Source organism: Cytobacillus sp. FSL W7-1323 (assembly GCF_038595015.1).
Taxonomy (GTDB): domain Bacteria; phylum Bacillota; class Bacilli; order Bacillales; family Cytobacillaceae; genus Cytobacillus; species Cytobacillus kochii.
This window is the reverse complement of the sequence record NZ_CP151998.1, coordinates 2276856-2292317: the sequence shown is the minus strand read 5'-3', so window position 1 is coordinate 2292317 and position 15462 is coordinate 2276856. Positions and strand designations below refer to the sequence as shown.

The window sequence follows — 15462 nt, the reverse complement described above, 5'->3', positions numbered from 1 at the left end:
ATGCATGAATTTTACTGTACCAGAAGAAACTTTAGAAATTATAAACGGCTTAAAACAATTTATTGATAAAAAGGTTATTCCTTTAGAAGAAGAAAACGCAGAATTACTCTACAATGAAAGGAATTATTATCTAGAAAATGGTAAACGTCATCCAAAGGTTGAGAGCTTAAGAAAAGAAGTAAGAGTGGCTTCAGCAGAAGCTGGCTTTTATACAATGTTCGGGGATAAAGAACTAGGTGGAGAGGAACTTGGACCTATTACGGCATTATTAACGCAAGAAGCGATTGCAAAAAACTATCCTAATCGAAAACTAATCGACCCTATAGTGATTCCCTCTCCATTTACCAATGGAATTACACCAGTACTGAGAGGGTTGAAACAAGAACTAAAAGATGAGTATCTAGATGGGATAAGAAAGGGAGAGAAAACATTATGCTTTGGCTTAACTGAACCAGATGCCGGTTCTGATGTTTGGGGGATTAAAACAAAGGCTGTTAAAGTGAACAATGAATGGGTAATAAATGGAACAAAGCAGTGGATAACGAATGCACCTTATGCGGATTACTGTATGTTATTTGCAGTGACAAATCCCGAATTACATGCGAAGAGAAAAGGTGGAATTACTTGTTTCTTTGTTGAAACAAATAGCACAGGCTTCAACGTAGATTCAGTCATTCCAGTTATGGGGGAATTAGGAGGGGATGCTGGAATTATTAGCATCGATCAATTAAGAGTTCCAGAAGAAAATATTATTGGAGAATTAGATCAAGGCTTTACAAAGGCTATGCACGGGATTAATAATGGCAGATTAGGGATGAGCGGGAAATGTATCGGTTCTGCTCAATGGGCATTGAAACAGGCAATAGATTATGCAAATATGCGAAAAACGTTTGGAAAAACAATAGGTGAGCACCAAACTATTCAAAATATGATCGCAGAATCTGCCATGGATATCTATGCTGCTAGGAATATGGCTTTACATTGCGCATGGAAAATTGAAAACACGAAAAAACAACCGGTGAAAGAAATCTCGATGGTAAAAGCTTACTGTACGGAAATGTTAGGGCGTGTATATGATAAAGTCATCCAGGTTCATGGAGGAGTCGGCGTTTCAAATGAATTAAAGCTTGAAGCAGGATACCGTTATGCCAGAATCCTGCGAATCCCTGATGGTACATCAGAAATCCATAGACGAACAATAGCTAGAAGCCTATTAAAAGGTGACTTGAACTTTAATTAAACAGAAGCATTATTACAAGGGGGAGCTGAAATGGGGAAACTAAAAAACAAGATTGCGCTCGTCACTGGAGGAGGCTCAGGAATTGGCAGATCAATTGTCGAGCGTTTTGTTCAAGAAGAAGCTCGCGTGATTGTATTAGATATAGACGAACAATCTTTACATGTCACTTGTAATGAAATCAATCATCAAGTTCCTGGTTCTTGCCTACCGAAGATTTGTGACGTCACATCGAGTAATCAAGTGAACAATGTCATCAAAGATTGTTGGAAACAACTAGGTACTATCGATATTTTAATAAATAATGCGGGTGGAGGTTGTATGGAACACCCCATTCATCTATTGGAACTAACAGAAGACATGTGGAATCGTGTATTTGATTTAAATACAAAAAGTATTTTCCTCGTATCTCAATCGTTTATTAGAAATCATGTTGAAAAAGGGACACAAGGAACAATTGTCAATATGGCTTCACAAGCAGGAATCAACCCAAATAATTCGATAAGGCCACATTATAGTGCAGCAAAGGCGGCTGTTATAGGTTTAACTAAGCATATGTCAAAAGAGTTTTCCCCATCAGGATTTAGGATTAATGCAATTGCTCCAGGCTATTGTGTTAGTGGTGAGAGAATGCAGAAAATATGGAAGAACCGAGATGTTGGATCTACATTAAGAAATGTTCCAATCGGCAGACCATCCGCACCTCATGAGCAAGCTGCTGCTGTTACATTCTTAAGCTCAGACGATGCATCTTATATTACAGGTGTAACATTGGATGTTAGTGGTGGTGGGTTTTAAAAAAATATATATGGGAGGTCATCAGATGTCAGAATTATCAGTATTACAAGAAAAAAAAGGAAGAATAGCCTATATCATATTGAATCGCCCAGAAAAATTAAATGCTTTAAATAACCAGCTGTTAACAGAACTTGATCAAGCGCTAAACGAAATTGAACAAGATGATTCTATTAGTGTAGTCATTATAAAAGGAAGTGGGAGAGCCTTTAGTGTAGGCTACGATGTTGGTAAGTACAGTCATCCGACTGTCACTGAAGATCGAGATAAATTAGAGGAATTTACGAAAAGATGGTTAAGAATATGGGCCTTTCCCAAACCAATCATTGCTCAAGTGCATGGTTATGCATTGGCAGGGGGTACACAGCTATTAGCTTCATGTGACTTTGTCATCACAGCGGAGAATGCACAATTTGGCTTTCCCTCTCTGCCTCTTGGAGGAGGATTTGTCGGGATTTATTGGGGGTGGCATATTGGGCATCAACGAGCAAAATTACTAGACTTAACAGCTGGAAGTAGAATAACAGGTATTGAAGCAACAGAGTATGGATTTGCCGCTCGTTGTTTTAAAGAAGCTGAATTAGAAGATAAAACATTAGAAATTGCTAAAGGAATTGCCAAAACACCTCTTGATATTTTGAAGTTAAAGAAGCAAGCACATAATCGCGTAATGGACATTCAAGGATTTAGAACGAGTGTAATGTTTGGTCCAGAACAGGATGCAATTATCCATACGACTGAAGGGATTCAATCAATTAGAGAGAAAATAAATGAATTGGGCCTTAAGCCAACCATTCAATGGTTTAATGAACAAGAAATTTAAAAGGAGGGATGATGCCTATCAGGATGTTCAGAGGGAAAGTGGCTATTATTACAGGCGGTGCAGGGGGAATAGGCGAAGCAACAGTGAAGAAATTGTTGAGTGAGGAAGCAAAAGTAGTTGTTTTTGATTTACAACAAAGAAAATGGCAAGGCTATCAAGACGATATTGAGGAAATAAAAGTAGATATTAGGAATAGAAGAGAGGTTGAAGAAGCTGTAAAGAGTGTATATAAAAAGTTTAATCGCATTGATATTTTGATCAATTGTGCTGGAATATTAAAAGATCATCTAATTGATGATATGTTAGATCATGAGTGGGATACAGTCATTGATGTAAATTTAAAAGGTTCCTTTAATTGTTGTAGAGCGGTTACACCTTATATGAAGAGACAGCAACAAGGAAAGATAATATTAATTTCATCCGTCGCAGCTCTAGGTACACAAGGAAGAGTCAACTATGCTGCTGCAAAAGCAGGCATTCAAGGACTGACAAAATCTTTAGCCATTGAACTTGGTCCCCACGGCATCCATGTTAATGCGGTTGCCCCCGGCTATATAGAAACACAGATGAGTAAAGTGTCTGAAGCCGATGCGCATAAGAGGGGAATTGATAATTTCAATCAAATGAAGCAAGCGATACTCGATCGGAATCCAATAAGAAGAATTGGTCAACCAGAAGATGTGGCAAATGTCATTGAATTTTTGGCAACAGAAAAATCCGATTATGTTACAGGACAAATCATCTATGTATCAGGAGCTCCAAATAATTAACAGACTATGGATTTTATTGAACTTGTGACTAAAAGGGGATAGAAAAATTGATCATGTAGAACAAGTTAAGTCACCAGTTTTGCTTGACGGATCAATCCATCTCTTCATCCCACGGAAGGAGGATTTATCGTTGGAAACTAACGGCAATACTAAAAAAACAATCGCAGAAGATCAACTAAAAGAAATGGGTTATTGGGATTCGATAATGGATTATATATCGACTTTCGATACTGACTTTTATAATATATACAAAGACTTCTTATGTACTCCTTATACAAATCATATTTTTGATGCAAAAACAATTGAGCTGATTCATATCGCAATAAACGCTTCTCCGACAAACCTTTGCCAAAGCAAACTAGAAATGCATATGTAAAACGCAATCAATCACGGGGCAAAAAAAGAGGAAATCTTCGAGGTTCTTAAACTCGTTAGTGTGCTAGGCATGCATACTTGTGCAGTAGGAATACCGATTTTAGTAGATGAATATAATGCGTACTCAAACGATTCTATGCCTGTAAAGTTGAACGAAAGGCAAAAGGAACAAAAAGATCAGTTTATAAAGAAAATGGGCTATTGGAACCGTTTTCGTGACATACTTCTAGTTAATGATGAACCATTTTTTGAAAGTTATCTTAAAGTTTTAACAAACCCTTGGGAAAAAGACATCATCAGTGCAAAGCTAAAAGAATTTATTTATATTGCAATCGATAGCTCTACAACACATTTATTCGAGAATGGGATTCGAATTCATATAAGAAATGCATTGAAGTATGGAGCTAGCTTTGAAGAGATAATGGAAATTTTAAAAATTGTCAGTACACAAGGCAGTAGTACTTTTCATATAAGCTTGCCTATTTTGGAAGAAGCGCTTTCAGAAATATAAAAAGAAGTCCTTAGATTTAAGGGATTCTAAAGATACAATTATAGTCTCTAGTTAAATTTTTGTAATATTTAGTCAAAAGTTGAAAATCAAATGAAATGGAGTGTTGGATAATGCCTATTTTAGGAAAAGATATGACATTTGGACTGTTCTTCTTGAATTCGGTTGCCCCTTGGAAAACGGATGCAGAAGAGTTACGTGATGGATTAGAACAAATAAAGGTTGCTGATCAATTAGGATTTCATTCAGCATGGATTGCTGAACATAATGCTCGTGCTTACGGTGTTGTTAGTTCTACATCTGTTTATCTGGCAGCAGCAGCCGCACAAACGAATACAATTATGCTGGGCTCTGCCGTTTCTAGATTACCTCTCCATCACCCATTACAATTAGCTGAAGATATGGCATTAGTTGATATTATCAGTAATGGTAGATTGTATTTAGGCGTTGGTAAAGGCTACGATGCATTAGAATATGAAGCATATAATATTGACTTTGATCAACGTCATGAAAAATACTTAGAGTCATTAGATATTATTACTACCGCATTGAAAAATGAGAAGGTTACTTATGCAGGAAAATTCTTTGATATTAAAGACATTCCTGTTTATCCAAGACCGGTCCGTCGTTCAGGACCACCGATTTTTGTAATGGTATCTGGTAATGATTCTTCTATCATTAATGCAGCAAAACAGGGGCATTCATTTGTTCTAGGAGGAATAACGAATGAAGATACGAATCACAAGATTGCATTGTATAAAAAGTCTGCACTTGAATCAGGTTTAACTCCTGAATATGTTGAAAATGCGGTTGCTCGTTCTGGAAAGTTACTTTTCTGCTATGTTGCAGAAACGACTGAACAAGCACAAGAGGAATATAGAAAAGGGCTTGAATGGTATATGAGTGAAAGGGATAACCGACCAACATTTGGTGTGATTGATAGAGAAAGAAATATAGATTACCAACGTTTTTTACAATCGGAGAATACATTAGTTGGATCACCAGAAAAAGTAATACATGATATACAAGAATACAAGAGAATTACAGGTTTAAATAATATGATTCTTTGGATGAATATTGGCGGTCAACCACAACGGCAAGTGTTAAAGTCGATGAAGTTGTTCTCAGAAAAAGTGATGCCATATTTTTCGCAGACAGAACATTCCATTCGCTAATGCGTCGTAATGAAAACGTTTACTAAAAAGGGGGGGACTTTATGAGATACAAGGCATTAATAGTTACACTGTTCATTTCACTCTTGTTTTTATCAGCTTGTTCTTCTCAAAAAACAGCTTCCGGCGAAAAAATATATCAATTAAACTTAAATGTTTCAGCCGGACCTGTACATCCTTTTACCAAACAAGTAGCAGAGCCGTGGGCAGAAATGGTTGAAGAAGAGACGAATGGGATTGTTCAAGTTAATATTTTCCCTAGTGCTGCTTTAGGAGAGCTTTCTTCTGCCTATGAAGATATAAAATCAGGCCTTTATGAAGCTGGAATTGTATCACCAGGTAGACATATAGATACAGACCTTTTCCCGTTAACTATTGGTGATTTGCCTTTTCTAATTGATGACCCCGCAATCGCAGAATCTGTCCTTACTCAATTCAAAGATAAATATATGAAAGATACTTTTAAAGAAGGACAATTTATGTCAATTTCTTCCACTGACGCTTATCAATTATATAGTACTCAACCAATTCGTACGATGAAGGATATGAAGAAACTGAAAATAGCCGATTCCGTTCTTGAAAGAATCGAGTTATTCAAAGAGTTAGACGCCATACCAGTATCTCTGAATAATACAGAATTATATGAATCTGTTGAAAAAGGCATAGTCGATTCCGTTGCTTACACTGCAGTCGGTGCAAATGGATTCAAATTAGAAGAAGTGAGCCCTTATATGACGAAATTAGATATTGGTGTGGCAACACAAATGTTTATGATGAATCATGATTTTTTAGAGAGCTTACCTGAAGAGATAAAAGAGATGTTTTATGAAAAATTTGGCCCTGCATACGCTAGTTTGATTACAGACCTTTACACACAAAGTGCTGACAAAGCGATAGATACTTTTGAATTGAATGTAAAAGAAGATGGAGGTAAAGTGATCGTTCCTACTGAAGAAGAACTAGCTATGTTTAGAAAACCTGCAAAAATTGTAATGGATCAGTGGGTAGAAATTGCAAATAAGAGAGGCTATCCTGGCGAAGAAATGATGGCGTACTTTACAAGTCTACTTGAAGAAAAAGGGATTATCATTCCAGAATAGTGAAAAGGGGCTACCAAGTGAGCCCCAACATATTTTAATAGTAATGATCATTTGTGATTGGAGGGTTAAAAATGTGGGCGAAAATAATTTCCATATGTAATCAAATCAATAAATGGTTGGCATTCCTCTCATTGATAGTAATGATGATAATTGTTGCCTTTTCAGCTATATCAAGAGGTTTAGGTAGTCCGATTGTCGGTGATGTTGAGCTTGTCCAATTAACAATGGTTACATTGATTGTCGGTGCCCTTTCGTATACTGAATATCATAGAGCTCATATTTCGGTAGGGATTCTAGCAGATCATTTCCCAATAAAAGTTCAATATGTGATTGATTTAATTTCTTCTATATTAATTACTATTTTTGCTTTTTTAGTTGCTTATGTTTTTTTCATCAAATTTGATCTCGCCGAAGCCTCTATCATTCTCAGGATACCTTTTTTCTACTTTAAAGCCCTATTAATATTTGGTTTCATCGGCTGGGGATTTGAATCAATCAAGCAGATAGTTGGTAACATTAAGTTGCTCACACAAGGAAAGTAGGGAGGGGATTCGTTTGGATGTATCTGCTATAGGTGTGCTTGTTTTAGTTTTTGTGTTTATTTTAATGTTTTTAAGAATTCCGATTGTAGTAGCAATGGCGGTACCTGCCTGTATAGGTATTTTAGTCTTAAAAAGTGAAAATGCATTGTTTACTGCTATTGAAAGCATCATTTGGCACCATAGTTATAGCTATACATTAAGTACCATTCCTCTATTTGTATTAATGGGACAATTTTTATATGTTGCTGGATTTAGTGACGAATTATTCACCGCATTCAAGAATTGGTTCGGCAAGCTTAAAGGCGGCTTAGGTATAGCAACCATTGGGGCATCGGCTATGTTTGCCGCTTCCTCAGGTTCGAGTTTAGCAACAACAGGAACCATTGGAGTCGTCGCATCAAAAGAAATGCTCAAAGCGGGCTATGCTAAAAGCTTAACAGGTGGATCGATTGTCGCAGGAGGAACATTAGGTATACTTATCCCTCCAAGTACCATGTTCATTCTTTATGGCATGATGACCGAGCAATCTATAGGTAAGTTACTAATGGCAGGCATTGTACCTGGAATTTTATTGACGCTTTTTTTTATGCTAACGATATGGATTAGTATATTGATTAAGCCTAGTTTAGTTTCGGGGACTTATGAGAACAACGTACCTTGGAGTGAAAAAGTTAAATCTTTAAAAACGAATATATGGATTATTTTACTATTTATCCTAGTTATGGGTGGAATATATATCGGATTTTTCACCGCTACAGAAGCAGCTGGTTTTGGGGCATTAGGTGCTTTACTTGTTGCCTTATTAAGAAAAAAACTGACATTCGCTCGATTTCGTGAAGCGATTTTTAGTACAGTAAAAACGACTGGTTTTATTTTCGCTATTGTGATGGGGGCATTTCTCTTAAACTTTATTTTGACGATTACGAGAGTACCGAATCTATTAGCCGACTTTTTATTTAGTAAAGAATTATCACCAACAATGATTTTTTTACTCATTGTGCTTATGTATTTAATTTTAGGAGCCATTATGGATACAATGGCAATGATTGTCGTCACAATCCCAATCATCATGCCAATCATTCAAGCGCTTGAATTTGATTTGATTTGGTTTGGCGTAATTATTGTTCTCCTCGTAGAGATGGCCTTAATTTCACCACCAGTTGGGATGAATTGTTTTGTGTTGAAGGGCGTCGTGGACGACCTTGACCTTCAATCCATATTTAAAGGCGCACTATTGTTCATGATTCCAATTCTATCATTAATAATATTGTTATATATTTTCCCTGAAATCGCCCTATTTCTACCGAATTACGTAAGGTGATTCAATTTTCTTCAAAAGTACATCCAACTTGCTTCAATCAGGGAGAAGGTGAAAATGAAAACGTTTACTACATCTATCTTCTCCCTTCATTTGTATTCAAAATTATAAATTTATGAAATAATTAAAAAATGAATGGAGGTTGAATATATGAAAGTAATTCATTCGGTTACCGGGCCAATTGAAGTCAACAAACTAGGTAAAACACTTATCCATGAACATTTAAGGACAAGAGCAGAAGAAGTCGCTGTTCAATTCCCCCATTTATACAATCATGATGAAGAATATCAATTAGCTTTAGAACAAGTGCTTGGTGTTAAGAAACAAGGGGTACAGACTATTTTTGATCCAAGTGTAATGGGACTAGATCGTGACGTCAGATTTATGCAAAGGGTTTCTAGGGCATCAGGAGTAAATATCATTGCTGCTACAGGTATCTTTACATTTCATTATTTACCGACACGCTTTATGTTCAATGACATCGACTTTATGGTAGAACAATTTGTAAGGGATATTGAAGTAGGCGTTCAAAATAGTGAGATCAAAGCAGGCTTTTTAAAATGTGCAACGGATGTACCTGGTCTTACTCCTCAAGTAGAAAAAGTTTTAAGAGCAGTCGCTCGGGCACACCTCCGCACAGGAGTACCTATCATGACTCATTCAGTACCCTCCAAAGAAAATGGCCTCACTCAAATTGAAATTTTTGAAGAGGAAGGCGTTCAATTGAATAAAGTCCTAATCGGTCATTGTGGGGACACTGACCAACTGGGTTATCTCGAAAGATTGTTAGATAAAGGGGTTTATATCGGAATGGACCGCTATGGTCTTACCTCTACTTTATCAACAGAAAGACGAAATGCGACAATAAACGCGCTTATTCAAAAAGGATACACTAATAGAATGTTTTTATCACAAGATTATTGTTGTACGACAGATAGATATAAACCTGAAAGTTTAAAAAAGGAAGTATACCCCGATTGGTCAATGACATTTTTATTAGATAAAGTGGTTCCTATGTTGATAGCTGATGGGGTAAGTGAAGAACAAATCCATACGATGCTCTATGAAAATGTGAAAACATGGTTAAATTAATTGAAAATCAACATACCCAAATGTTTCATTAATATCGTTAGATAAGGGGGGATGAGGATGAAGTTATTTGTAACTGGTTTTTCACCTTTGGATGTGTTTGTCGAAGAAGAAATCTCAATAAGGAAACAAAATTTCCAAGAATTAGTAGTACAAAAATTAGAAGCAAAAGATATTTTGAAAAACCCTACCTATATACAAAATGATGATGTATTAATTTGTGGTGCTACCATTTATGAAGAGTTTAAGAAGCGTCATGTTAGAGGGCATTTGATTCCATTTCGCGTACAAACGAATGAATTTCTAAAAGCATTAAATCAAGCCGTACGACTTGGAAATGAAATTAATATTATTAATTATAAAGAAAAGTTTTTTAAGGAAGATTTGTCGGATTTAGAAAATTTATTGAATATAAAGATTAACCAATACTCTTATCCGAATGTAGAGTCCATTGATGATTTAATAGATAAGCTTGTTGCGAACAAACAAAAAAGTGTCATAGGTTCTGGCTTAATTGTCTCTAAAGCTATTAAAAAAGGATTAAGCGGGTTCATTTGGTATGGAAGAGAAAGTGTAAAACAGGCAGTCGATATTGCATTCAATGTATTAGCCGGGAGATTTGAAGAGCAAAGTAATTTAAAACGTCAAGAATATATATTAGAACACTTTAATGAAGGTGTCATTAGTTTAAACGTAACAAACAGAATCCTTCAAATCAATCAAAAAGCAATCGAATTGTTAGATCTACAAAAATATCGAGATTTGAAAGGGATTTCAATCAATGAAATTGGGGAGTTTGGTTTTATTTCTAAAAGCTCAAAACAAAATGTTCTTATCAAGGGGAAATTACTTGATTATAAAAACAAAACTTTATTTTTAAACTCCTTCCCAATCTATGTTAAAGATATTTTTGACGGAACGGTTATCATTATTTCGGACACGGACGAGATACAAAAACATGAAAAGAAAATAAGAAAAAAGTTATATGATCAATCCAATCGCGCCATTTACGACTTTCATGATATTGTCGGTAAGAGTACAGCGATTCAAAAGACAAAGTTAAAGGCCAGAAAGTTTGCGAAAACCGATGCAAATGTTTTAATCATTGGAGAATCAGGAACTGGGAAAGAGCTTTTTGCACAAAGTATACATAATGAAAGCTCTCGCTCATCTGAACCTTTTATTGCAATCAATTGTGCAGCAATCCCGGAAAACTTAATTGAATCAGAGTTTTTTGGTTATACAGAAGGTGCTTTTACAGGCGCAAAAAAAGGGGGAAAAGCAGGTTTATTCGAACTTGCTCATAAAGGTACTGTATTTTTAGATGAATTAGGAGAAATCCCATTAAGCATGCAATCAAAATTATTAAGAATTCTTCAAGAAAAAGTCGTTAGACGTGTGGGAAGTGCTTCGATTATCCCAATAGACGTGAGAATTATTGCTGCTACAAATGTGAACTTGCTTGAAAAAGTGAGGAAAGGTGAGTTTCGTTTAGATTTATTTTATCGTATTAGTGTATTAAATCTTATTTTACCGACATTAAATCAACGCAAAGAAGATTTGGAAGATTTGGTTTTATCTTATACTGCCAAGCGATATCCTCATTTTTTACATACGATAAATGAGCACATTTATGAAATGACAGAACTATTAGCAGAGTACCAGTGGCAGGGAAATATTAGGGAATTGGAAAACAATCTTGAACGATTATTTGCCTACTTAGAATCACCAATAAAGTTGACTAGAAAAGAGTTAATGAATTATTTAATTGAAACATTAGAGGATAATGACTTTTCACAATTAAGTGCTGACCTTTATGAGGAAAACACATCATATCAAGATCTAATAAAAAAGGCAGAGATGAGTACAATCAAAGATGTGCTAAATAAAACAAATGGGAACAAAAGTGAGGCAGCAAAATTACTAGGGATCAGCAGAAGTACATTATGGCGGAAGTTAAATGAAGAAGAATTAATTTGAATATAATCATCGTCGAATCTTAACGCTCCCAATGTTGCAAAATTCATCATATTGGTTCGAATATGATACATATAAAATAAGCTGTGTCATCTAATCACTACTTTTTAAATTGGCATAAATATTGCAACTTAATCTTATATTAACAATGCTAAATAAAGGGGAGATTAAGGATGCGATTATTAGGGATTTCTGGAACAATAACAGGCTCGAAAACGTTAGTCGTAGTAAATAAAGTATTAGATGAATTAAAATCAATTCACCCTGAAATAGAAGTAGAGTTACTAGACTTAAAGAATTTTGACCTGCAATTTTGTGATGGCAGACATCCTTCTGATTACAATGATGATACAAAAAAAGTGATTGAAACCATCACTTCCGCTGATTTTTATGTTATCGGATCACCTATTTTTCAAGGATCGATAACAGGCGTACTTAAAAATTTGTTTGATTTAGTTCCTCCAGATGTATTTCGTAACAAAGTCATGGGATTTATTGCGACAGGAGGAACATATCAACATTATCTCGTAATTGAAAATCAATTAAAACCGATTGCAGGCTATTTTCGTGCATATGTATCTCCAAGCTATGTGTACGCACATATTGATCATTTCAATCATAAGAACGAACTAATTGATAAAGATGTCTTATTGAGAGTGAAAAACTTAGCCAGTGAACTGGCTTATATGAATCAAGCATTATCTAAAACACAATATATTAAATAGGAAGAGACTCAATAAGAAGATAGCGATTACTCAAAATCAAACAGCCTATCTCCACATGTAGTAGCTCTTATTTTCATCCTATTGTTAGACATCATCATATTTTAAAAAGAGGTTGGGACATAAGTATTCTAGCTAAGGATTGATCCGAGTGATTAGGCGTATCTAACATCTAATCATTCGGATTTTTTGTAATGATTTCCTTATATGATGTAAATAGTGAAATGGGAAAGCTGCGACCCCGCAAGCAATGCCGTGGATGCTCAGCCCCTTATCTCGGAAAGCGAGTGTCTGTAGCACAATGGTAAGGACTTTTTTGCAAATGATGTTCTTAAGATCATCATTTGTTACTGATTGTTTTTAAGGTTAGCTCATTTAGTGATTACCCAGCCCCTTTATTGAGTACTCCCACATAAGCAAAGGTAAAAATTGTAATGAGCTAACTAAAGGGTACGGACTGACATGAAATCTAAAGGTAGCAAACAACAAACGAATGCAGAGTGATAGAGAAAAAGCTTATATTCTTTTCTTGATAGATATGACTATTCACCAATTTAAAGATAAACAGGCGAATAGTCCGAAGCCATTGCCTCAAACATTCAAAAGGGGATGGCATGCAAAACAAACTTTATAGGGGTATTATTGAAATATAGACACTTTTTGTAAATGTTTAAATGAATCATCTTGATTAATCCTTTCCAAGTAGATATTGGTAGTCGATATATCTGCATGTCCAGCCCAATCTTTGACAACGGCAAGGGGGACATCGTTTTCGAGCAACATCGTAACAAATGTATGTCTGAACCAATGCGGGGAGATATTTGATTGTTTTCCTGCTAAGGTAACGGCTTCTTTTACAATTTTATACAAGGCAGGATAGGACAAGCGCTTTGGATCTGTCTCAATATCATTTTTATTGTAGAGGGAGAAGAAGAGAGGCGTTGTATCATTGCTATTCCATTCTATCGGTGCACAAATACTTTCTCGATAAGTAAAGAGAACTTCTTTTACTTCTCCTCGAATGGGTATGGAACGATGCTTTTTTCCTTTTCCTAACACATCAGCATAAAGTGCTCCTCTACGGTTAATACGAAAACTTCCCCAGTTCAAGCTTAATAACTCACTGGCACGCATACCGGTTGTATAAAGTAAATATCCAATTAATAAGTTGCGATTTTGCAAGGCCTCTCGATTTTTCTTTGCTTTTACAACTTGGGGAAAGCAGGCTATCAAATGTTCAGCATCATGAGGTGTTAGTTCTCGTACTTGACCGCTATCCGGTTGGGCAAAATGCCCTTTTTTACTAGAAGGTTTCGAAACCCACGTAGATAAATGTGCGACATAAAATTGTGTCTCATAGCCAAAGTCTAATATTCTCCGAAAAAATTCTAATTTTCTAATTGCCGATTTTGGTGCATATTTTTCATTAATATAATGATTATAGGCTTTCACTTCTGGAAAACCGATATCTCTAAATCCAAGCTGATGATCATTCATAAAAATTAATAATGTTTTTGCATCTGTACGATAAGCTTTCAAAGTATGGGGAGATAACTCTTTATTACTTGTAAAAATCTTTACGACAAAAAACATTTCAAGTAATTCTTGATCACTTGCATTTTTTAAGCTGAGATTTCGATTGGAATCTAGTAAGTTACTAGATGCTAGCCGATTTTGTAATTGCCGTAAATAATCTTCATTTGAAATGGTATGTAATAAAATTAATTCATCCATAAGAAGGAACTCCTTTATAATTAACAATAATTATATTATGTATAGTAAAGATAATGCGTAATTATCTTTACTTATATATTATCATAGAAATCTATGAAAATAAAATTATATATTTCCAGTAATTAGGATGCTTGAGAATCGCCCTCAGACGAAATTATCTTTTTTTTAATAGGTATTTACCTAGTTGTTTTCAGCGGAAAATTATTGCGATATAGGAGTATGATTCTGACAAATCATAAAAATTAGATTTTTGTATTGACTTTTATTGATAGTATGTTAGGATTTATCTTATCCAATATTTTCTTATCCAGAGAGGTGGAGGGACTGGCCCGATGAAACCCGGCAACCTGCTTAATGCAAGGTGCTAATTCCAGCAAAATGTTGATTCATTTTGAAAGATAAGGTGTCATGAATCGTTATCTCACACCTTTTCTTATTGAAAAGGTGTTTTTTGTATAAGAGGTGATTCTTAAAAAATAATAGTCATTCGCTGATTAGACAACTAAAGGCGGACATTTTCCTTCAATGGGGAAATGCCGTCTTTTTTTATCGGAAAAGGAGGGATGAAATGCAACAGGCGATTACTTATGAGAACTGGCAGGATATTTCTGCAAGCTTTACTACCGATGATCACTCGAAAGGCGCTTTGTCTGTTCTAGAGTGGGCCTATCACACGTACAACGAGGATGAAATTGTGTATGCTTCTAGTTTTGGTGCCGAAGCCATCGTCCTTATCGACTTAATTACGCAAATCAAAAGAGAGGCTAAGTTGGTTTTTCTTGATACGGATTTACACTTTCCTGAAACTTATCAAGTGATTGAAGATATAAAAAAACGTTTTCCAGCGCTTCAAGTTGAAATGAAAAAACCTCATTTAACATTAGATGAACAAGCCGCTCGTTACGAGTCGGCATTGTGGAAAAAAGATCCGAATCAATGCTGTCAAATACGTAAAATACTACCTTTACAAGAAGCAATGGTGGGAAAAAAAGCGTGGATTTCAGGTCTTAGGCGCGAACAGTCACCCACAAGAAAGCATACTAATTTTGTGAACAAGGATGAGAAATTCACAAACATCAAAATTTGTCCACTTATTCATTGGCGCACGAAAGATGTCTGGGATTATATCAAAGAAAAACAATTACCCTATAATGCTTTACATGATGTGAACTATCCGAGTATTGGGTGTTTTCCTTGCACGCAACCAACAAATGAAGACGCTGATTCCCGCGCGGGTCGTTGGCAAGGCTTAACGAAAACAGAATGCGGCTTGCATACTAATTCATAAAAAGGAGTAAAC

15 protein-coding genes and 1 riboswitch are annotated in these 15462 nt (G+C 35.6%); of the genes, 14 read left to right on the top strand and 1 reads right to left on the bottom strand.

Going from position 1 to position 15462, the window contains the following annotated elements; all coding sequences use genetic code 11:
• The first annotated feature begins 4 nt into the window (after window positions 1-4).
• From MKX67_RS11760 to MKX67_RS11700, 13 genes are all read left to right on the top strand, one after another.
• Window positions 5-1240: an acyl-CoA dehydrogenase family protein gene (locus MKX67_RS11760; RefSeq protein ID WP_322909348.1), complete on the top strand. Its 1236-nt coding sequence runs from the start codon at window positions 5-7 to the stop codon at window positions 1238-1240.
• Window positions 1241-1270: 30 nt separating this feature from the next.
• A complete protein-coding gene (locus tag MKX67_RS11755) occupies window positions 1271-2035 on the top strand; it encodes an SDR family oxidoreductase (protein ID WP_342488208.1) in 765 nt (254 codons plus the stop codon).
• 25 nt (window positions 2036-2060) lie between these two features.
• The gene (locus MKX67_RS11750) at window positions 2061-2855 is read left to right on the top strand and encodes an enoyl-CoA hydratase-related protein (RefSeq protein ID WP_322909347.1); all 795 of its coding nucleotides are present in this window, start codon (window positions 2061-2063) and stop codon (window positions 2853-2855) included.
• An 11-nt stretch (window positions 2856-2866) separates the two neighbouring features.
• Window positions 2867-3625, top strand: a complete 759-nt coding sequence (locus MKX67_RS11745) for an SDR family NAD(P)-dependent oxidoreductase (RefSeq protein WP_342488207.1) — start codon at window positions 2867-2869, stop codon at window positions 3623-3625.
• 130 nt (window positions 3626-3755) lie between these two features.
• Entirely contained in the window at window positions 3756-4001 is a 246-nt protein-coding gene (locus MKX67_RS11740) for a hypothetical protein (RefSeq protein ID WP_342488206.1), read from the top strand.
• Window positions 4002-4070: 69 nt separating this feature from the next.
• The gene (locus MKX67_RS11735) at window positions 4071-4511 is read left to right on the top strand and encodes a carboxymuconolactone decarboxylase family protein (RefSeq protein WP_342488205.1); all 441 of its coding nucleotides are present in this window, start codon (window positions 4071-4073) and stop codon (window positions 4509-4511) included.
• Window positions 4512-4621: 110 nt separating this feature from the next.
• Entirely contained in the window at window positions 4622-5683 is a 1062-nt protein-coding gene (locus MKX67_RS11730; RefSeq protein WP_342488204.1) for an LLM class flavin-dependent oxidoreductase, read from the top strand.
• Between the two features lie 41 nt (window positions 5684-5724).
• Window positions 5725-6780, top strand: a complete 1056-nt coding sequence (gene dctP, locus MKX67_RS11725; protein ID WP_341093360.1) for a TRAP transporter substrate-binding protein DctP — start codon at window positions 5725-5727, stop codon at window positions 6778-6780.
• A 71-nt stretch (window positions 6781-6851) separates the two neighbouring features.
• Window positions 6852-7322: a TRAP transporter small permease gene (locus MKX67_RS11720; RefSeq protein WP_340974893.1), complete on the top strand. Its 471-nt coding sequence runs from the start codon at window positions 6852-6854 to the stop codon at window positions 7320-7322.
• Window positions 7323-7335: 13 nt separating this feature from the next.
• A complete protein-coding gene (locus MKX67_RS11715) occupies window positions 7336-8643 on the top strand; it encodes a TRAP transporter large permease (protein WP_095373288.1) in 1308 nt (435 codons plus the stop codon).
• A gap of 147 nt (window positions 8644-8790) precedes the next feature.
• Complete coding sequence (locus MKX67_RS11710; protein WP_095373289.1) at window positions 8791-9732, top strand: phosphotriesterase; 942 nt, start codon at window positions 8791-8793, stop codon at window positions 9730-9732.
• Between the two features lie 57 nt (window positions 9733-9789).
• Window positions 9790-11709 (top strand): sigma 54-interacting transcriptional regulator, encoded by a 1920-nt coding sequence (locus MKX67_RS11705; protein ID WP_342489246.1) that lies wholly within the window; start codon window positions 9790-9792, stop codon window positions 11707-11709.
• A 170-nt stretch (window positions 11710-11879) separates the two neighbouring features.
• Complete coding sequence (locus MKX67_RS11700) at window positions 11880-12431, top strand: NAD(P)H-dependent oxidoreductase (protein WP_095373291.1); 552 nt, start codon at window positions 11880-11882, stop codon at window positions 12429-12431.
• A 636-nt stretch (window positions 12432-13067) separates the two neighbouring features.
• Here the strand turns inward: MKX67_RS11700 and MKX67_RS11695 are convergent.
• Window positions 13068-14162, bottom strand: a complete 1095-nt coding sequence (locus MKX67_RS11695; protein WP_307313929.1) for a tyrosine-type recombinase/integrase — start codon at window positions 14160-14162, stop codon at window positions 13068-13070.
• A gap of 300 nt (window positions 14163-14462) precedes the next feature.
• Window positions 14463-14567: riboswitch (SAM riboswitch) on the top strand.
• Between the two features lie 163 nt (window positions 14568-14730).
• Here MKX67_RS11695 and MKX67_RS11690 point away from each other — a divergent pair.
• The gene (locus tag MKX67_RS11690) at window positions 14731-15450 is read left to right on the top strand and encodes a phosphoadenylyl-sulfate reductase (RefSeq protein ID WP_322909328.1); all 720 of its coding nucleotides are present in this window, start codon (window positions 14731-14733) and stop codon (window positions 15448-15450) included.
• The last annotated feature ends 12 nt before the right edge of the window (window positions 15451-15462 follow it).